19 protein-coding genes are annotated in these 18859 nt (G+C 69.3%); 11 read left to right on the top strand and 8 right to left on the bottom strand.

Going from position 1 to position 18859, the window contains the following annotated elements:
* The first annotated feature begins 36 nt into the window (after positions 1-36).
* Positions 37-690, top strand: a complete 654-nt coding sequence (locus Q9G87_RS23415) for a TetR/AcrR family transcriptional regulator (RefSeq protein ID WP_305918581.1) — start codon at positions 37-39, stop codon at positions 688-690.
* 44 nt (positions 691-734) lie between these two features.
* On the opposite strand, the gene Q9G87_RS60730 is transcribed toward Q9G87_RS23415, so the two are convergent.
* From Q9G87_RS60730 to Q9G87_RS23395, 5 genes are all read right to left on the bottom strand, one after another.
* A complete protein-coding gene (locus Q9G87_RS60730; protein ID WP_371825816.1) occupies positions 735-839 on the bottom strand; it encodes a hypothetical protein in 105 nt (34 codons plus the stop codon).
* Between the two features lie 355 nt (positions 840-1194).
* Positions 1195-2406 (bottom strand): YncE family protein, encoded by a 1212-nt coding sequence (locus Q9G87_RS23410; protein ID WP_305918580.1) that lies wholly within the window; start codon positions 2404-2406, stop codon positions 1195-1197.
* A gap of 89 nt (positions 2407-2495) precedes the next feature.
* Positions 2496-2894, bottom strand: a complete 399-nt coding sequence (locus Q9G87_RS23405) for a VOC family protein (protein ID WP_305918579.1) — start codon at positions 2892-2894, stop codon at positions 2496-2498.
* Positions 2895-2905: 11 nt separating this feature from the next.
* Entirely contained in the window at positions 2906-3685 is a 780-nt protein-coding gene (locus Q9G87_RS23400) for an arsenate reductase/protein-tyrosine-phosphatase family protein (RefSeq protein ID WP_305918578.1), read from the bottom strand.
* Between the two features lie 33 nt (positions 3686-3718).
* Entirely contained in the window at positions 3719-3922 is a 204-nt protein-coding gene (locus Q9G87_RS23395; protein WP_305918577.1) for a hypothetical protein, read from the bottom strand.
* Positions 3923-4061: 139 nt separating this feature from the next.
* Here Q9G87_RS23395 and Q9G87_RS23390 point away from each other — a divergent pair, with 139 nt between their 5' ends.
* The 7 genes from Q9G87_RS23390 (at position 4062) to Q9G87_RS23360 (ending at position 12360) form a co-directional block, all read left to right on the top strand.
* Positions 4062-4973: a LysR family transcriptional regulator gene (locus Q9G87_RS23390; RefSeq protein ID WP_305918576.1), complete on the top strand. Its 912-nt coding sequence runs from the start codon at positions 4062-4064 to the stop codon at positions 4971-4973.
* 216 nt (positions 4974-5189) lie between these two features.
* Entirely contained in the window at positions 5190-8351 is a 3162-nt protein-coding gene (locus Q9G87_RS23385) for a DUF3604 domain-containing protein (RefSeq protein ID WP_305918575.1), read from the top strand.
* A complete protein-coding gene (locus Q9G87_RS23380) occupies positions 8351-9310 on the top strand; it encodes an ABC transporter substrate-binding protein (protein ID WP_305918574.1) in 960 nt (319 codons plus the stop codon). The genes Q9G87_RS23385 and Q9G87_RS23380 overlap by 1 nt, the downstream gene beginning before the upstream one ends.
* A gap of 4 nt (positions 9311-9314) precedes the next feature.
* Positions 9315-10505: a quaternary amine ABC transporter ATP-binding protein gene (locus tag Q9G87_RS23375; protein WP_305918573.1), complete on the top strand. Its 1191-nt coding sequence runs from the start codon at positions 9315-9317 to the stop codon at positions 10503-10505.
* Positions 10498-11415 (top strand): ABC transporter permease, encoded by a 918-nt coding sequence (locus Q9G87_RS23370; protein ID WP_305918572.1) that lies wholly within the window; start codon positions 10498-10500, stop codon positions 11413-11415. Before Q9G87_RS23375 ends, Q9G87_RS23370 begins: the two co-directional genes overlap by 8 nt.
* Positions 11416-11563: 148 nt before the next feature.
* Positions 11564-12010 (top strand): SRPBCC domain-containing protein, encoded by a 447-nt coding sequence (locus Q9G87_RS23365; protein ID WP_305918571.1) that lies wholly within the window; start codon positions 11564-11566, stop codon positions 12008-12010.
* Positions 12007-12360, top strand: a complete 354-nt coding sequence (locus tag Q9G87_RS23360) for an ArsR/SmtB family transcription factor (RefSeq protein ID WP_305918570.1) — start codon at positions 12007-12009, stop codon at positions 12358-12360. Before Q9G87_RS23365 ends, Q9G87_RS23360 begins: the two co-directional genes overlap by 4 nt.
* 97 nt (positions 12361-12457) lie before the next feature.
* On the opposite strand, the gene Q9G87_RS23355 is transcribed toward Q9G87_RS23360, so the two are convergent.
* Together Q9G87_RS23355 and Q9G87_RS23350 are read right to left on the bottom strand one after the other, a co-directional pair.
* Positions 12458-13699, bottom strand: a complete 1242-nt coding sequence (locus Q9G87_RS23355; RefSeq protein WP_305918569.1) for a serine hydrolase domain-containing protein — start codon at positions 13697-13699, stop codon at positions 12458-12460.
* Between the two features lie 70 nt (positions 13700-13769).
* A complete protein-coding gene (locus tag Q9G87_RS23350; RefSeq protein WP_305918568.1) occupies positions 13770-14201 on the bottom strand; it encodes a DUF1048 domain-containing protein in 432 nt (143 codons plus the stop codon).
* 323 nt (positions 14202-14524) lie between these two features.
* Here Q9G87_RS23350 and Q9G87_RS23345 point away from each other — a divergent pair, with 323 nt between their 5' ends.
* Together Q9G87_RS23345 and Q9G87_RS23340 are read left to right on the top strand one after the other, a co-directional pair.
* Positions 14525-15253: a GbsR/MarR family transcriptional regulator gene (locus Q9G87_RS23345; protein ID WP_305918567.1), complete on the top strand. Its 729-nt coding sequence runs from the start codon at positions 14525-14527 to the stop codon at positions 15251-15253.
* A gap of 271 nt (positions 15254-15524) precedes the next feature.
* The gene (locus Q9G87_RS23340) at positions 15525-16445 is read left to right on the top strand and encodes a cyclase family protein (RefSeq protein ID WP_305918566.1); all 921 of its coding nucleotides are present in this window, start codon (positions 15525-15527) and stop codon (positions 16443-16445) included.
* Positions 16446-16518: 73 nt separating this feature from the next.
* Here Q9G87_RS23340 and Q9G87_RS23335 read toward each other — a convergent pair whose 3' ends face one another.
* Positions 16519-17454 carry a LysR family transcriptional regulator gene (locus Q9G87_RS23335; RefSeq protein ID WP_305918565.1) on the bottom strand — a complete coding sequence of 312 codons (936 nt, stop codon included), beginning with the start codon at positions 17452-17454 and terminating at the stop codon, positions 16519-16521.
* Between the two features lie 184 nt (positions 17455-17638).
* Here Q9G87_RS23335 and Q9G87_RS23330 point away from each other — a divergent pair, with 184 nt between their 5' ends.
* On the top strand, positions 17639-18856 hold the full coding sequence (locus Q9G87_RS23330; protein ID WP_305918564.1) for an MFS transporter: 1218 nt from the start codon (positions 17639-17641) through the stop codon (positions 18854-18856).
* Positions 18857-18859: the final 3 nt, after the last annotated feature.

The following is an 18859-nucleotide window of genomic DNA, read 5'->3' as shown; positions in this document are numbered from 1 at the left end:
GTCAGAGAAAGACAATAAGTGGTAGCGTTGTGGAACGTGTCCCGCGAATCACCGGCGCTGATCCAGGCTCGCCCGACCGGGCGGACCGGACGTCCGCCCCTGACCGAACGGCGCAAGGCCGCGACCCGGCTGGAGATCGCCCGCGAGGCCGTCCGCCTGTTCACCGCCAACGGCGTCGCCGGCACCTCTGCCGAGGACATCGCGGCGGCGGCCGGCATCTCCTCCCGCACGTTGTGGCGCTACTTCCCGAGCAAGGAAAGCTGCGTCCTGCCCCTGCTGACCGGGGGGATCGAGGTCGCCACCCAGTGCTTGCGCTCATGGCGCCCCGACCAGGGTGTGGCGGAGCTGCTCGAGGCCATGCTCCGCAGCGCCGGCGAGCTCGCCCCCGACCGAGTGGCGCTGCTGGACTTGGTACGCCTGACCGGCAGCGAGCCGGGACTACGCGCGGTGTGGCTGGAGGCGCACCGGGAGGCCGAGCCGGTGTTCGCGGCCGCGCTGGCCGAGCGCGCCGGGCTGTCCAGTCCTGACCTGGACATCACCGTGCAGGCGGCCATGATCAACGTCGCACTGCGGACGGGCGTGGAGCACTACGCCTCCCGCACCGACCCGGCGGCTGGGGAGGAGCCGGGCCTGCTGGAGGCGACGGTCGGCCAGGCGCTGCGGACCGCCGCCCGCGGCTTCTCGCCCTGAGGTCACCGATGCCGGGTCGCCGGGCGAGCCGGCGAGCTCCAGGCCTACGGGCCCGGCTTGACGTTCTTCATTGTGAAGTGCGAGGCGATGCCCTTGACCCGTGGGATGGTCATCACGCGCCGGCTGAGGAAGGTCTCGTAGGCGGCCAGATCGGCGGCGGCTGGTCGGCGTCGTCATCGGCACGGCCCTGCCTGCGCCGATCAAGGGCCTGGAATTCGCCCTGTGCGCCCTGTTCACCGCACTGCTGCTGTTCGTCGCCCTGCTGCTGGCCCGCCAGGCCCTCACCGCTCGCCGGACTGCTCGCCGGCCTGCCCCTCGGCCCGCCTCGGAGACCGCCGATGCCTAGCACCGCCTATTCTCATCGCCGTCCTCGTGATCGTCTTCACCATCACCTTCGCCCTGCGCGCCGTGCCGTTCGCGGTGCTGCGCACGCTGCGCACCTCGGCGATCGTGACTGAGCGTGGGCATCGGCACCGCCGTCTACGTCGTCCTCGTCAACGCCTTCTAACCCGTTGGGGCTGCATGCCGTACCGCCTGCAGGCCGGGAAGCGGGAAAGCACCGAGCCTGGCCCCCGTGCCAGGGTCCAGCCGGATCACTTGATCGCCCGCCCCGGCCAGCAGTTCGTCCGCGGTCCAGAGCACGCCGCGGGCGGGACCGGGAAGGGCCCAGGCGGCCAGCGGTGCGAGCGTCTGACCGTCGGCCACCAGCACCCGCGAACCCATCGCCAGGTAGAGGCGCTGACCACCGGCCGCCGCGTACGCCTCCCCCGCGGGCTGCTCACCGAGCCGGCCGCTACGCCGGATCGCCTGGTCGTCGGTGGAGGCCACCACGACGCTGCCGGTGGAGGCGTCGAAGGCGTACAGCCGCTTGCCCGCCGCGTCCAGCGCGATCGTGTGCGCCTCGGGCGGGCCCAGCCCGAACGGCGCAGGCAGGTCCAAGCAGTAGGCCCACCGTTGGTCCAGGTTGAGCACGTGCACGAACGCGTGCACGCCGGGGCTCTGGTCCCGCCCCGCCACCAGGTCGCGGGTGTGCAGGTGGTCGTCCTGGTGGGTGTAGAGGGTGTAGAGCACGCCCGCGGTGGAGTCCAGCACGGCCTGGCGGCCCCGCCCGCGCATCTCCTCCTCCGCGCCGGGCGGGATCTGCGTCTTGTCACGCGTCTGGAGCGGCCCCATCTCGCCGGTCTCCAGGTCGTACATCCGCACCCGGTAGCGGTCGGGGCGCTCGGGCGGCAGGTGGTCCAGCAGGTACATGGCCCGGCCGTCGCCGGAGAACGCCTCGGGCTCGATGTTGCCGTCCAGCTCGAGCGTCCGCGTCTCGTTCTCCCCGACCAGCGTGATCCTGGTACGGCGACGCGGCCCGGGCGGCGGCCCCACCGCGATCATCCGGGTGGAGACGGCCTTGATCTGCCGGCCGGTGACCGGTTCGTCGGCCAGCAGGTCGCCGGTGCCGGCCCGGTAGCTGCGTAGGCGGCCGTCCGTCAGCTGGTGGACCGTGGTCCAGGCGCCGTCGGCCACGGCGGCGGGATAGGCGGCCTTGACCGTGCCCGTGGCCAGGTCGACCAGGGCCAGCCCGGCGGCGGTGCTGGCGAACAGCCGGCCCGGTTTGGGGGCGGGAGCCGCGGGCGCGGCCCTGGTGGCGGGCCGCTCGGCCGCGCAGGCCGACACGGCGGCGGCAGCGCCGAGCGCTAATGCCTGACGTCTCGTGATGGAGGACACGCTCTCCTTACACCGCCCGTGCCCGCCGGGTTCCCTCGACCGTATCTTCTGAGGCTGTCCCCTGCTTCCTCAGGAGCGGTTAGGCAGGCCTACGTGAGCGGGTCCGGCCGGTGGGCGGGCTGGAAGAGTTCGATCAGGTTGCCGGCGGGGTCGGCGAGCAGGATCTGGCGCCCGCCGGGCCCGGCGACCACGTCGCTGCGGAAGGACAGGTCGGCGTCGCGGAGCCGGGTGATCTCTTTATCCAGGTCGTCGACGACGAGGTGGATACGGTTGCGGCCGGCGGTGTTGGACTCGTCGGGGGTAGCACGGGCGCCGGAACTGGCGGGCCCCGACAGCAGCAGGCGCAGCGGGCCACGGACCACGTCGGCGAAGGCGGGTGCGGCGCTGGTGTTCAGCTTGAAGCCGAGGTGGGTGGTGTAGAAGTCGATGGCGGCCTGCACATCGTCAACGAGGTAGCGGACGCTGGCGTGGTGATCGGGTGCGGTCACGGCGGAAGCTCCTAACTGTTGGTGGCGGCGAGCACAGGCAGCAGGTGCCGGATGCGGGTGTCGATATCTGCTGCGGTGCGCTGGAAGGCGGGATATCCGGCCTGGTCGGTGTCGCCGGCCGTGGCAGGCTCGGGGATGCTCCAGTGGGCCTGCCGGGGATGGTGGGCAAACTCAGGGCAGACTTCGCGGGCCTTGTCGCACAACGTGATCACGTGGTCGAACGTGTGGCCAGCGAGCGTGTCCAGGTGCCGGGGGCGCTGGCCGGAGATGTCGATGTCGAAGGCCTCGCGCAGCACCCGCACGGTGTTGGGGTGCAGCCGGGCCCGGGGCCGGCTGCCGGCGCTGGTCACGGTCACTCGGCCGGCCGTGTGGTGACGCAGCAGCGCTTCGGCGATCGGCGAGCGGGCACTGTTGCCCGTGCAGACGAACAGCACGGCGATACGTCGGGACCGCTGCTGGTCGACCGCAGGGATCGACGGCGCGGTCTTCGGGCGCAGCGCCGGGTGCAATGCGGCGCCGCTGTCGATCAGCGCGTCCGTGCAGCGCTCCAGATCCAGGTGGTAGTAGCTGTCGCGGCCGTCGAAGCTGCTGCGGGTGGCGGTGACCAGTCCGCCGTCGCGCAGCAGCCTCAGGTGGTAGGAGACCAGGTTTTGCGGCTGGTCGACCTGTGTCGCCAGCTCGCGGACCCGGTAGTCGCTGTCGGCGAGTGCGGTCAGCAGCCGCCAGCGTAGCGGGTGGGCGGCCAGCCGGACGAACGCCGGCGGGGTGAGGCCCTGGCCCGAGAGTGCCATACGCACGACCATACATCAAACTCAGTTGATGTATCAAACTGGCTTGGTGGACTCCGCTCCCTCGTTCCAGCGCCACGGCACGGCCCGTCCTGCCAGGTGGACGCCACCGATCCAGCGGTCCACGCCGTTGAGCGTGACGTGGTCTTGCCGTCCGTGCAGCACGTGGCGGCCCGCGCCGATGAGGCTCAGGCGGGCGTCGCGGTCGACCGGGGCGGTGGCCGGGCGGGTCTCGAGCAACGGCCCCTTGGACGGACCCGTAAGGCCAGCGTGCGGCCCGTATCATCTCAGCTACGATTGACCGATCGCACCCCCGAAACCCTGCGGGAATCCCCTGACCGTACGGCGAGGTGGGCGGCGATGATGGTGGGAGGCTCGGGTGGATCGGCGGCAACTCGAGTGCTTTCTCGCGGTGGCATCGCACGGCAGCTTCACGAGTGCCGCGTCCGCCCTGCGCATTGCGCAGCCATCGTTGTCGTACACGATCCGGACGCTGGAGCGTGAGCTCGGTACACCGCTGTTCCACCGGCTTGGCCGCGGAGTCAGGCTCACCCCTGAGGGGCAGGCACTCGTGGGCTCCGCGCAGCAGGTCCTGCGTGCCTTCGCCTCCGCGCTGTCGTCGGTTCAGCAGGTCACCCGGCTGGAGGCGGGACGACTCGACATCGTCGCTTTGACCACGTTGGCCGTTGACCCGCTGGCCGGACTCGTCGGCATGTTCCGTCGCGCCCATCCGGGAGTCGATATCCGAATCGAGGACCCCGAGCATGCGGCGGCGGTCACGGAAATGGTTCGGGTCGGCGAATGCGAGCTCGGTCTCGCGGATTTCTCCGTGCCATCGGCGGGATTGCGGGCTTTGGAGCTCCGGGAACAGGAGATGCTTGCGGTTCTCCCGCCCGATGCCGAAATAGCGACAGGCCGGGCGGTGAAGATGACCGAGGTTGCCGCAATGGATCTGATCACCACTCAGCCGGGCACGACGACGCGGACACTGCTCGAACAGTCACTGGCGGGGGCGGGCATCCCCCTGCGCATCGCCGTGGAGACGCCGCACCGCGCGGCGATCGTCCCCTTGGTCCTCGCCGGTGCGGGTGTGGCGCTGCTGCCACGTCCGATGGCGGAGGACGCAGCACGTCAAGGCGCCCGCATCGGGGCGATCGATCCGCCCGTCGTACGCCGTGTCCGGTTGCTGTGGCGTCCCGAGCCACTGTCGCACGCGGGACAAGCGTTCGTCGAGATGGTGCGGAGAGAGACCACGTCCGGCCGCATCGACCAGTCCCCCGTTCGGCCATAGAGAGCCTCTATAGCAGCGGTTAAAAGCCGGTCTGGCTTGCCCGCCCGTTTTTTATTGACTCCCGCGGTCGTGGCGCAGAACGATTTAGCAATCAGCGGTCACGAAATTGCGTGTGGACCGGCGTCGTTTGTTTCTTCGGCATTTCATCGGCATTTCCATTATGCCTGCCCGCGGTGCGCGAGAGGCAGACGACCCGAGTTTCGGAAAGGGCATGGCGTGGGCGGACAGCACGGCGGACATGGCGGCCACGGCTGCTGCGGGATCGACCACCACACCGGGGAGTACACCGCGGAACAGCGGATGGATCTGGAGCGTGTGCTCGCGTTCAACCGGCGGATGGCGACGGCGATCGAGGACTGCCTCGACGTGTCCGGCGTGGAGGCGCTGCTCGATCCGGACCCCTTGCGCTACATGTGGGTCGACGAGGGCGGCGGCCGGCTCACCGAGTTCCTCGAGCGCGCCGAGGCGGCGCTCTCCTCGGCGCCACGTCTCGACGGGCATCGCCGATCGGCCGGGGCAAGCGTGTGGGCGTCGGGGGCCGCCACCCGTCCCAGCGTCGCGACCACACCGGACGGTCGTGTTCTCCACGCCTGGATCGAGTGGGAGAAGGATGTCGGCGATCGCGTGATGGCGCTGCTCCTCGACGGGCTCCACGAGGGCACACAGGCCGAAGGGGACCCCATCGTGCTCTCCGGCGAGCCCGCCGACTGCTTTCGCCCCACCGCGCTGTTCGACGCCGACGGCCGCCCGTGGGTCTTCTACGCTCGCGGGCACGAGGGCGAGGTGTCGGTCTTCTGCCGCCGCCGTGAACAGGGTGGCTGGACCCGTGAAGAACGGGTCAGCACGACCGGTCACCCGTCGTTCAACCAGGAGGCGATCGCGCACGTCGACGGTGGCGTCGAGGTCTGCTGGCAGGGTCCGCTGGGCAAACGGTTCGGCATCTATGCCCGCCGGTGGCGCGACGGCGCGTGGTCGGAGACACGCCTCGTAAGCGAGCGAAGCGACGGGGTCGACGGCAATGTCTGGGATCCCGCGGTGGCCGCTGCGCCGGGGGGCGGCAGCATCTACGCCTGGTGCGAGTACCGCCAAGGCGCCTACCGCATCGTGGTCCGCCGCTCCGACCCCACCGGCGCACTCGCCGACCCGCGTCCGGTGACCAGCGGGAGCGACTACGCGTTGCATCCCAGCCTCGCCGTCACTGCGGACGGCGCCGTCTGGTGCGGCTTCGACGTCATCACCGTCGCCGGCCACGGCGGCTCCGGTCCTACCCGGCTACGGCCGGCCGACCGGCTCGCGGACGCGCCGCGCGTCCTGGGAATGCGGGAGAGCGGGGAGTTCATCCCTCCGGAGTTGCTGCCGGAGATCTCCGCCTCGATTCGCGTCGTACGCCTCGACAACGACGGCTTGTACGAACCGGAAGGCCGGCTCGCGCCCGGTCTCGACGTCGTGCCGGGTGGGCTGCCCCGTCTGGTCGCCGACCCCGCGGGCGGTTTGACCGTGGCGTACCGGGTCCACCGGAGGCTTCCCCTGATGACCTACTACTGGGAGGTCGCCGCCCAGACGCTCGGCCCGGACGGCTGGTCACCGCCGGCCACACTCGCCGCCAGCGACGGGACGCTCGAGGAACCGGCGCTCGCCCCGCTGCCGAGCGGCGCCCTCGTGGCGTGGCAGACCGACAACCGGTTGGAGCGCGCGCTGGCCTGGACCGAGGGTTTCGGCGGCCGGGAGTGCCCGTTCCTGCTGGAGCACCACGGCGAGGTCATCTGGCACGGGATGCACGGGACCGGCTCCATCAGGGCTGCGACGCTGACCGCGGCGGGGCGGGCGATAGCGACGCGCAGGCTCGAGATCGTCCACAGCGACGAGCGACGAGAGGCACGCGGATGGGCCGATGCCGACCGGACCCGTTACCGGACGACCGTGGACGGCAAGGATTATGCGCTGTACTGGGGCGACCTGCACCGCCACTCCCTCATCAGCCGCTGCACCTCCGGCGACGAGCCGTCCCTTGAGGACTTCTACCGCTACTCGTGGGACGTGTGCGAGTACGACTTCTGGGCGGTCACCGACCACTCCGAGAACAGCACGGAGTATCAGTGGTGGTCGATCCAGAAGATGGCCGACCTTTTCCGGGTCGACGGGCGTTTTGTGCCGTTGTACGGCTTTGAGTGGACCGGGCTCATGGGCCACCAGAACGTCATTTACGGGGACGTGCGACGCGGCGCACCGATCTTCTCGGCCTACGCGCAGGGATCGGAAACGCCCACGGGGTTGTGGGACGGCCTTCGCCGGCATCCGGAGTTTCCGGCGATCACTATTCCGCACCACCCCGGCTCGGCCATGGTGCCGTTCGACTGGGACTACCACGACCCGCAGTTCCAGCGCGTCGTGGAGGTCTTCCAGGCCTGCCGCGGCAACTACGAGGACGATGGCTGTTTCCGGCAGTACGCCGACGGCACGCTTCCAGGCACGTTCGTCCTGGACGGCCTGCGCCGCGGGCAGCGGTTCGGACTCATCGCGTCCTCCGACCACGGGCACGGTGCCAGCTACGTCGGCGCCTACGCCGAACGGCTCGACCGTGCGGCGGTGTTCGACGCGCTCTACCACCGGCGCGTGTTCGCTGCCACCCAGCGCGGCATCGTCGTCGATGCGCGCATCGGCGACGTCTTCATGGGCGGCGAGGCCGAACGGAGCGATCCGGTGGAGCTGGACGTGTACGCCCGCGGGTACGGTGACCTGGCCCGCATCGAGGTCGTCCGCAACGGCGAAGTCGTCCACACCGTGCTTCCCGACCTCGGCCTGCCGCCGCGCCGGATCGCCGTCCCGGTACGGGTCGAGTGGGGCATGAGCCCGGTGACCACGGACTGGAGCGGGGCCGTCAGCATCCTCGGCGGCGAAGTGCTGCAGACACCGTACTGGAGTCCGGAGATCACCGAGGTGGACCGCCAGCGCGTCTGCTGGGCGAACACGACCAAGAGCTTCGGTGAGCCGTACGGCGCACAGCGCGGCGGCGTCGAGTTCACCCTGGTCGGGCCGCCCGGCGCCACGGTGGTCGTGAAGACGCCGCAGGGCGAGGTCACCACGACCCTGGGCGCGCTCGATGGCCGTGTCGTCGATGTGCCGCTCAAGGGGCCGGGGCGGCTGCGGCTGCAGCCGGGCGTCGGCGGGCTGACCGGCCTCGGCGACCGTGAGCAGCGCGTGCGCTGGACCGACATGCCGGGCTCGGGCACACACCAGCACGTGCCGGGCTCGGGCACACACCAGCACGTACCAGACGCGCCGGCCTGGTACTACGTGCGCGTCTACCAGACCGACGGCGAGATGGCATGGTCCTCGCCGATCTGGATCGGCGCTCCTGTGGAAGAGAGGTCTCAGTGATGCCGAGGAAATCATTCGGCCCGATCGCGCTCGCGGTGCTTGCCGCGTTGCTCGCCGGGTGCAGCGGTGCGGACAGCGACGGGTTCGCCAATACCTCCAGCTCCGGCGGCAAGCAGGTCGCGCGGTTCGTGCAACAGCCGTGGAGCGACCTCGTCGTGGAGACGAAGATCGCGACCCAGGTGCTGGATCGGCTCGGCTATCAGACCAGCGCCCAGGAGGTGTCGGTGCCGCTGGCAGGGCAGGCCCTGTCGACCGGGCAGGCGGACGCCTATCTCGGCAACTGGTGGCCGAGTCAGCAGTCGGTGTTCGGCAAGCTGCTGGACGACAAGAAGGTAGAGGTCGCCGGGACTCTGCTCACCGGCACGGAGTACGCGCCGGCGGTGCCCGGGTACGTCACCGAGAAACTCGGGGTGCGTTCGCTCGCCGATCTGGACAAGCACGCGGACGCGTTCGGCCGGCAGATTCTGGGGATCGAACCGGGCACACCCGGCAACAAGATCATCAGTGATGCGATCGCGAAAGACGCCTACGGGCTCGGCGACTGGAAGCTGGTGCAGAGCAGCACCGAGGCGATGCTTGCCGAGGTGACGCGCCGCGCGGCGAAGCAGCAACCGGCCGTGTTCCTCGGGTGGAGTCCGCACTGGATGGTGCCGGAGTTCAAGCTCAACTTCCTCGACGACCCGAAGCGCGTATGGCCGGGCGCCGGTGAGATCCGGGTGCTCACGCGCCACGGCCTCGCCACCGACGATAAGAACCTGTACCGGTTCCTCTCCCAGATCCGAGTCGAAGCCGACACCGCGTCGCAGTGGATCTCGAGTGTGGACAAGGAGAAGAAGCCGGCCGAAACCGTGGCTTCGGACTGGATCCGCGCCAACCCCGACGTGCTGCGGACGTGGCTCAACGGGGTCACCAGCGTCGACGGCAAGCCCGCGGCCGACGTGGTCATCGGAAAGGGGTGACCAGATGATCGAGGCCAGTCACCTCAGCAAGGTGTACGGGCTGCCGCGAAACCGCGCGCTGCCGCTGCTGACGGGTGATCGGCGACACGAGGCCGTACGGCACGCCGGCGGCTTCCTCGGCGCCGACGACGTGAGCTTCACCGTCCATCGGGGAGAGCTGTTCGTCATCATGGGCCTGTCCGGCTCGGGGAAGTCGACCGTGGTCCGTATGATCAACCGGCTGGTCGAGCCCACGGACGGACGGTTGGCCATTGACGGCCAGGACGTGCCGGCCATGGCCGCCGACGACCTGCGGGAGCTCCGCAATCGCCGGATCAGCATGGTGTTCCAGCACTTCGCGCTGTTCCCGCACCGGACGATCCGCGAGAACACCGCATACGGCCTGAAGGTACGCGGCGTCCCCGTCAGGGAACGGCTCGAGCGGGCCGACTGGGCGCTGCGGCGCGTGGGGCTCGGGGACCGCGGCGATGCCCACCCGGAGGCGTTGTCCGGCGGGATGAAACAGCGCGTCGGCCTCGCCCGCGCACTCGCGACCGACGCCGACATCCTCCTCATGGACGAACCGTTCAGCGCTCTGGACCCGCTGATCAAGCGGGAAATGCAGGAATTGCTGCTGACGCTCCAGGCCGAAGACCAGCGGACGATCGTCTTCGTCACGCACGACCTCAACGAGGCGATGCGGATCGGGCACCGCATCATGGTGATGAAGGACGGCCGCGTCGTGCAGTGCGACACCGGGCCGGATCTGCTGTCCTCGCCGGCCGACGACTACGTCAGCGACTTCGTCGCCGACGTCGACCGATCACGTGTGCTCACCGCCGCCTCGGTGCTGCGCCCGCCGTGGTCCACCACACGACTGTCGGACAGTCCCGGCGAGGTGTTGCGGTGTCTGGAAGCGGCCGAGATGAACGGCGTCTTCGTCCTCGACGAGGTGGGCCGCATCCTCGGCGTCGCCCGGGACGACCTGCTGGCGAACGCCCTGCGAAACGGCGAGGAAGACCTGCGGAACTGCCTTGTGCAGGACTACGACACCGTGCCGGTGGATCGGCCGCTGGTCGAGTTCTGTCATCTGGCCGGGCGGCACACGGTCCCGATCGCCACGGTCGACGAAGACGGCCGGCTGCTCGGGGTGGTGCCGCGCGCCGCCATCCTCTCGTCCCTGGCGAGCCCGAAGAAGGTGACGGCTCATGCCTGACCTGCCGGTGGACACGTGGGTCGAGAGCGCCGTCCGTTTCCTCCAGGAGCACTTCTCCGGCGTGTTCGACGTCGCCTCGGCACTGATTCTGCAGCTGGTCGACGCGACGTACTTCCTGCTGATCCGCCCCCATCCGCTCGTGCTGCTGGCCTTCTTCACCGCGCTCGCGTGGCTGGCGACGCGCCGGTGGCAACCCCCGCTCACCGCCTGCCTCGCCTTCTTGCTCATCCAGTCGATGGCGATGTGGACCGCGACGATGCAGACCCTCGCGGTCGTCATCGTCGCCGCCGTGGCGGCCGTCGCCGTCGGCATCCCGCTCGGCATCGCCGCGGCGCGCAGCACACGGGTGAGCGCCGGTGTCCGCCCTCTGCTCGATTTCATGCAGACGCTTCCCGTCTTCGTCTACCTGCTCCCGGCCGTCTTCTTCTTCGGCATAGGCGTCATGCCCGGTGTCGTCGCGACCACCGTGTTCGCGATCCCGCCCGCCGTACGGCTCACCGAGCTCGGCATCCGCCAGGTGGATGCCGAGATCATCGAGGCCGCGCACGCCTTCGGATCGCGGTCCCGGCAGATCCTGCGTGAGGTCCAGCTGCCGCTCGCGATGCCCACGATCATGGCCGGGGTCAACCAGGTCATCATGATGGCGCTGTCCATGGTCGTGATCGCCGGCATGGTCGGCGGCGGCGGCCTGGGCGCGGTGGTCGTGGAGGCGGTCACCCAGCTCGACATCGGACGCGGCTTCGAGGGCGGCCTGTCCGTCGTGATCCTCGCGATCTACCTCGACCGGGTGTCGGCCGCGTTCAGCAACCGCCGCGGCAGGGCTCGACGCCGGCGGACGCGTCCGCTCCCTGACTCCGTTCCGACGCCCGAAGAGGGCCTCCTCCTCCCTGTGGCCCCAGCCCCGAAATAACGGCGAGCAGCCTGTTCCTGTGGCTGCTGGGCGAGCCCAAGGCACTGTCGGCGGCGCCCGATCGAAGTGCAACTCCGGGGTTGCGCATGAATGACTCGATGTGCAACCCTAGAGTTGCAATCGCGCGCAACGACGAAGGAGTCTTCTCATGGCTGAGGATCGCATCGAACGTGACATCCTGATCACGGCATCCCTGGACCGGGTCTGGTCGCTGGTGACCCAACCCGGGTTCTGGGTGGCCGACGAGGCCAGCCTGCCTGGCACCGTGGCCAGAGAGGGTGAGTCGATGGTGGCGAAAAGCTCCGAACACGGCGAATACCCGGTGCGCGTGGAGAAGGTCGAGCCGCCGACGTATGTGGCGTACCGCTGGACCAGCGCGTTCCCTGGGCAAGAGCTGCGCGAGGACAACAGCACTCTCGTGGAGTTCACCCTCACCCGGGAAGGCGACCAGACGCGGCTGCGCGTCGTAGAAAGCGGGTTCGCGGCGCTGGCCGGTTCCGAAGAGCTGATCAGCCAGAACCTGAAGGACCACACCTCCGGCTGGCCCCAGTGCCTGGACGCGCTCAAGACGCGCGCGGAAGAGTCATCCGTGTGACAGACGAACCTCGCGGCGACGCCGAGGCGGTCGACAGCGTGCTCGTCGCGCTGGCCGACCCGACGCGACGTCAGCTGCTCGATCTCCTCGCCGCACACGGCGAGGCCACCGCGACGACACTCGCCGAGCGACTTCCCGTCTCCCGGCAGGCGGTGGTCAAGCACCTCGTCGTCCTGGACGCCGCCGGGTTGGTTTCCAGCAGCCGGGTGGGACGCGAGGTACGGTACGCGGTGCGGCCCGCGGCACTGAACGCGACGGCGCGGTGGATGGCCGCGCTCGCGTCCGACTGGGATCGGCGACTGGCGAACATCAAGCGCATCGCCGAGGCGGCAGAGCGGGATTCACGCTAGACAAATCGGTCGCTCCGCGATGACCTGCACGAATACCTTTCCGAGCGGCTCTCGCACGCACCCACGAGGTGGGACCGCCCACGACCAGGTGGGCAGGTCAGCCGTCGATTGCCTGGTAGAGGGTGGTCCAGAAGTCGTGGTTGACCCGCGCCGAATCCGGGGTGGACATCCCGGTCTGGGTGAGCAGGATGCCGACGAGCTGGTTGTCCGGGTCGGCGTAGGTGGTGGTGCCGCTTCCGCCGTCCCAGCCGAACTGGCCGACGGGCGCGTAGTCGCCGCGGTAGGTACGCACTGCCATCCCGAAGCCCCAGCCGCCGTGCTGCCCCAGGCCGTACGCCAAATGGACGGCGTTACGGCCCCAGACCTCTCGGGCGGCCAGCTGCTCGGGCGTGAGGCGGTTGGTGGTCATCAGCTCGACGGCCGGCCGGGACAGGATCCGCTCGCTCCCATGCATCCCGCCGTTGAGCAGCATCCGGAAGTAGGCGTGGTAGTCGTCGACAGTGGAGTCCAGTCCGCCGCCGCCTGACTGGAACGCCGGAGGCTTGCTGTGGTGTCCCCCTTCGGCCTTGTCCTCCACGATGAACTCTCCGGTCTGCGGATCGGGGGCGTAGAGGGGCGGCAGCCGGTCGATCTTGTCGGCGGGTACGTGGAAACCGGTGTCGGTCATGCCCAGCGGATCGAAGATGCGTTCGCGCAGAAACGTCTCGAACGATTGGCCGGTGACCCTGGCGACCAGTACGCCGAGCACGTCGTTGCTGATGTTGTACAGCCACCGTTCGCCGGGCTGGTACATCAGCGGAAGCGTGCCGAGGCGGCGCATCCACTCATCCGGCTCTGGTGCCGGCAACAGCCATCCGTCGTCCTGGCCGTAAACCCCCTGCTCGAAGAGCGCGCCCATGATCGGAGTGCCCGGCGAGGTCATATCCATGCCGAGCCCATTCGTGGAGGTGAGCAGGTCCCGTACAGTGATCGGCCGCCGCGCCGGCACGGTGTCGTCCAGCGGGCCGTCGGCCCTCTTCAGCACCTGCCGGTCGGCGAGCTCGGGCAGCCACTTGTCCACCGTGTCGTCCATCCGCAGCCGGCACTCATCCAGGAGCACCATCGCGGCCGCCACCGCGACCGGCTTCGACGTGGACGCCATCCGGAAGATGGTGTCGTGGCGCATCGGCGCGCCACCGTCATGGCGCATCGTCCCGAGCGCTTCGACATGTGTCTCTTCGCCCCGGCTGACCAGGGCGACCAGCCCGGGAATCTTCCCGGACTCGACATGCCGTGCCAGCACCTCGCGCAGTCTGTCCAGTCCGGCCTTGGAGAAGCCGCTGTTGCCGTGTCCCATCATGAATTTCCTTTACGTACAGTGTTCGATACACACAATGTTTGATCTTGCGAGACCCGTGCCGGCGTGGCGCTCACGGGCGGCTGTCGTGGTCTTGACGACCGTCGCCGGCACGCGGCGAAGCAGTCGGGCGGATGTCTTCGCCGGCGGCGCGCGCGATGGCGTCGGTCAGCTGCTTGCGCGCACGGGCGGGGACGTACCCACCCTCCGAGTAGCTCCGGACGAACGCCTCGGCGAACTTCACCGGGTCCTCCCCGACGATCTCGCAGATCGGCGTTCCGTCCGCCGCGGCCTGTTCGAACAGGCCGGCGAGGTCTTCGAACCTCGACGCATCGCGGTCGCCATCGGTCGACACGAAGTGCATCATGTAGCGCTCGATCGCTTCGACCGCTGTGCGGTAGTCCTCGGGGAGCTGCTCCCTGCGCGCCTTGTACTCACGCCACCGCCGCTTGGGGCCGATCATCTTGGCGATGAAGCCACCCATTGCAGTGTCGGACATGGTCATCTGCCTCCTTTGCGGAGCTGTTCGAGCCGTTCGGGAAATGCCCGTCTCTGGGCGTTGAGGTAGTGCACCTCACGTCCATGCCGGGCGTTCATGCATCTCTGAACTTCTGCGACCGTACATTGCATTCAAAGTTCGGTCAACATATATAAAGAGCTAACTAGCCTGTTCAGCCGCAATTATGGACTGACATTGCAATGAATATGACACTGAATGCAACGGGTGATCAAGGGTCGTATTGCAATGAGACTCGAGTGAATGCATACTGTGCGGCGGGGGTGCGGGCGCCGAGCCCGCACATCCCGGCAGATGGGAGACCAGCACCGATGCCCGGAGACAGACTCACCAATGAGGACCGCCAGCAGATTGCTGCGGGGCTGGCCGAGGGGCTCGGATTCACCGAGATCGGCCGGCGTCTCGGGCGGCCCGCTTCCACCATCATGCGGGAGGTCACCCGCAACGGCGGACCCGACGATTACGGGGCGCAGCAGGCGCAAGCGGCCACGAAGCAACGTGCGCGCCGGCGCAGGCGGGCTCAGTCTCCGGCGCCGCCGGTCGGCGACAGCAGCCATGGACGTGACCCCCAGGCGGTCCAGAACCTCACGGAATCCTTCGCCACGCTCCTCGAGCAGCAGGGGATGCCCCGGATGGCCGCCAGGGTGCTGGCCTGCCTGTATGTCACTGACTCCGGCACCCTCACCGCCGCTGACCTGGTCCAGCGGCTTCGCGTCAGCCCCGCGTCGATCTCGCAGACCGTCGCCTTCCTCGAACAGCAGGGACTACTCAAGCGGGAGCGAGCTCCCGGCGGGCGCCGCGAACGCTATGTCATCGACGACGAGCTCTGGGTCCGGTCCACCCTTGCGTCTCTGCAAATGAACGACACCCTGGTCGCCGAGTCGCAGCGCGCGGCGGAGATCCTCGGGGCCGCGACCCCGGCCGGCGCCCGCTTCGCCACCTCTGGTGAGTTCCTGCTCCTCGTGAACGCGACCCTCCGGAAGGTCATGGAGCAGTGGCAGCAGAGCCAGGCCGACCGGAACGCCGGGCGCCAGTCATGATCTCTCGCGGCCTTCGGCGGGGACCGTTAGTCCTGCGGGGGCAGACCAAGTACCGGAGTAGTGTCCAGTGCATCACCATGCCACGTCGCTCAACTCATGTACCACTTCCGTGGACGCAACCGGCCCGCTGATCTAGTACCATGCCCGCTCAGCGGACCTTGGCATGTCAAAGGAGAGGGCGGGACACCCTGCCTGCGGTGCCTCGAACCGCGTGACCGGAGGAGCCGATGCTGGGATGACGGCAGAGCGACCGATGCCCACACAGGACGACGTGCTCGGGTACTTCAACACGCTGTCGAACTGGGGACGGTGGGGCGACGACGACGAGCTCGGCACTCTGAACCACATCACCGACGACGTCCGGCTGGCGGCGGCACGGGCCGTGCGCCACGGCAGGAGCGTGTCGTGCGCATGGGAGGTTGCCGTACCGGAAGACATGGAGCGGTCGACGACGACGTGCCCGTGCGCCGCCGACATGCCGGGTGCCGAGAACATGCCGGTGCCCGGATTCCGCAACGACCGGCGCTGGGGCTTTTCGAACGAGCGGCTCGGCATGATGTTCCACGGCAACACCATCACCCACGTCGACTCGCCGTGCCACATCTTCTGGGACGGCACGATGTACAACGGGCGGTCGCACTCGTTGGTCGACGCCGCAACGGGATCGGCGTGGGCGGCCGTCACGGCGGCGGCGAACGGGATCATCACGCGTGGTGTCCTGCTGGACATTGCGAGGGTCCGCGATGTGCCGTGGTTGGAACCCGGGCAGGGTGTGTTTCCCGACGATCTCGAGGAGGCCGAGCGTCGCCAGGGTGTGCAGGTGCGATCCGGCGATGCGGTACTCCTGCGGACCGGCTATGGCCGCGTACGGCAGGAGACCGGTGAGGCCAGCGGTTTCACGCAGGCCGGATGGCACGCGTCCTGCCTGCCATGGCTGCATGAACGGGAGGTTGCGCTGATCGGCGCTGACACCCCCCAGGACGTTCAGCCGTCGGGGTACGAAGACGTGTTGATGCCGGTTCACGCCGTGAGCCTCGTCGCGATGGGTCTGTGGATGCTCGACAACTGCGACCTGGAGGTGTGCGCGACGACGGCTGCCGAGCTCGGTCAGTGGGACTTCCACCTCGCAGTCGCGCCGGTCCGCTTCGCCGGTACGTCCGGCAGCCCAGTCAACCCGATCGCCACATTCTGACCTCGGTTCACGAGGGGGTGCGACGCCATGAAGAACCCGGCGCACGCGACCGCGCCCAACTGGTCGTCTACGCCTACGAATCCGGCCTCGTCACCCCCGGCTCCCACGACTGACCCGTCTTTGCAGAGGGCGTCTCCCCCAGCTGGAGGGCGTTGGTGGTGGTGCGCAGGGCGGTGATGAAGGCGGTCGTGGCGGGCGGGTCGGGTGGTTCGCCGAACGTGGCGAGGTAGATGCGGCGCCGGAACTCGGTCAGTTCGCTGGCGACGACCCCGTCCGCGTGGTGCGAGCGCAGCGCGAGGCCGGGCATGGTGGTGACCCCGAGCCCGGCGGCGACGAACGCCTGCTCGACGACGATGTCATCGCTGGTGTAGGTGATGCGCGGGCTGAACCCGGCGGCTTCGCAGAACTGGAGCAGCTCACCGCGGCAGTTCTCGCAGCCCGCGATCCACGCCGAGTCCCGGTGGTCGGCGAGCGTCTGGCCAGGGTGCCGGCTGAGCAGGTACATCGGGTCGTCGAGGAGATAGGAGTAGCGGATGCCGTCCTCCGGCACGGCGTCGTCGTAGCGGTGCACGATGGCCAGGTCGGCTGAGCCGTCGCGCAGTCGCCGCTGGGCCACCGTGGGATGGGCGTCGGCCAGGTGTAGCTCGATGTTCGGGTACGACTGGGACAGCGCCATGGCCGCGGGCGGGACCAGGACGCTCAAGGCCGAACTGAAGGCCGTGAGGCGGACCCGGCCGGTCTGCAGCCCGAGCTGGGCGGCCAGTTCGGCGCCGGCCGCGTCTACCCGGCCGACGATCTCCGCCGCGCGGCGGGCGAGCAGCTCTCCTTCGGGCGTGAGCCGGATGCCACGCCCGACGCGCTGGAGCAGCTTGGCTCCGGTCGCCGCCTCCAGCCGGGCCAGATGGTGGCTGATCGAGGGCTGGGAGTAGTGCAACGTCTTGGCCGCCTCGGTGACCGAGCCGTGGGCGGCGACCGCCGCCAGGACGCGAAGCCGGACGATATCGAGCATTCATCAAGCCTATCGATGGATTCTCGCTAAAGGTGGCATTAGACGCATAAGCCCTCTTGGGTGCAGGCTCGACGGTGAGCCGAGATGGGCTGGCTGACCGGGTCAACCTCAACGGCCGAGCCAGTGGCGGCCGCCGGATGCTGTGAAGGCCCGACGGCGGACGAGAGTAAGGGAATCCACAGCAATGCGTACGTACCAGGACCTGTTTCGAACACCCGAGTTCACCCCGCTGTTCGCGGCTTCGTGCGCGCAGGTCGCCTCGACCACGCTGAACGGGCTGGCGCTCGCCACGCTGGTATATGCCCGCACGGACTCCCCGCTGCTGGCCGCGTTGAGCATGTTCGGGCCGTCGTTCGCCGAATTGGTCGGCGCCACCACGCTGCTGTCGGTGGCCGACCGGGTGCGACCGCGTGCGGCGCTGACGCTGACCGCGCTGGCCGGCGGCCTGGCCGGCTTGGCGCTGGCCATGCCGGGCATGCCGCTGTGGGCGATGTTCGCCGTGATCTTGGCTCTGGGCCTGGTCAGCTCGATCGGCGGCGGTGTCCGGTACGGCCTGCTCAACGAGATCGTGCCGCCGAACGGGTACGTGCTCGGCCGCTCGGCGCTCAACATCTCGGTCGGCGCGATGCAGATCGCCGGCTTCGCGCTCGGCGGCATCCTGCTGGCGGTGGTGTCGCCGCGTGCGACGCTGGCCATCAGCGCGGCGCTGGCCTTCGTCGCGGCTCTGGTGCTGCGGTGGGGACTCAGCGCCCGGCCGGCGCGGGCGTCCGGCCGCCCGTCCGTCGCGGCCACCTGGCAGGTCAACCGGCACCTGCTGTCCACGCCGGCCCGCCGGGCCGTCTACCTGGCGACGTGGGTGCCCAACGGCCTGGTGGTGGGCTGCGAGGCGCTGTTCGTGCCCTACGCGCCGCGGTCCGCCGCCGCGCTGTTCGTCGCGGCGGCGCTGGGCATGCTGTTCGGCGATCTGGCCGCCGGGCGGTTCATGTCGCCACAGGGGCGGCGGCGGTACGTCACCCCGCTGCGATTCTTGCTCGCGCTGCCGTACCTGCTGTTCGCACTGCCGCTCAGCACGCCAGTCGCGGCAGGCGTCGTCGCGGTGGCGTCGATCGGCTTCGCATCCACACTGCTGCTGCAGGAACGGCTGATCGCGCTGATCGGCGAAGACGTCCGCGGTCAGGCGCTGGGCCTGCACGTGACCGGCATGAAGGCGATGCAGGCGGCCGGCGCCACGCTGGCCGGGCTGGTCGCGCAGTACCTGCCCGTGGGTGCGGCGATGGCGGTGATGGCGGTGGCGTCGCTCGCTGTCACCGCGATGCTCAACCCGGCCCTGCGCCTGTCGAACGGGACCCCGCCGCCCAGACCACAACCGACCACTGCGCAAGCAGTGGCCGAACGCCCCTGAACC

Origin of the sequence: Nonomuraea turcica (assembly GCF_030718205.1) — a bacterium.
Lineage (GTDB): Bacteria > Actinomycetota > Actinomycetes > Streptosporangiales > Streptosporangiaceae > Nonomuraea.
Note: the sequence above shows the minus strand (reverse complement) of the source record. Positions and strands in the feature narration are given on the sequence as shown.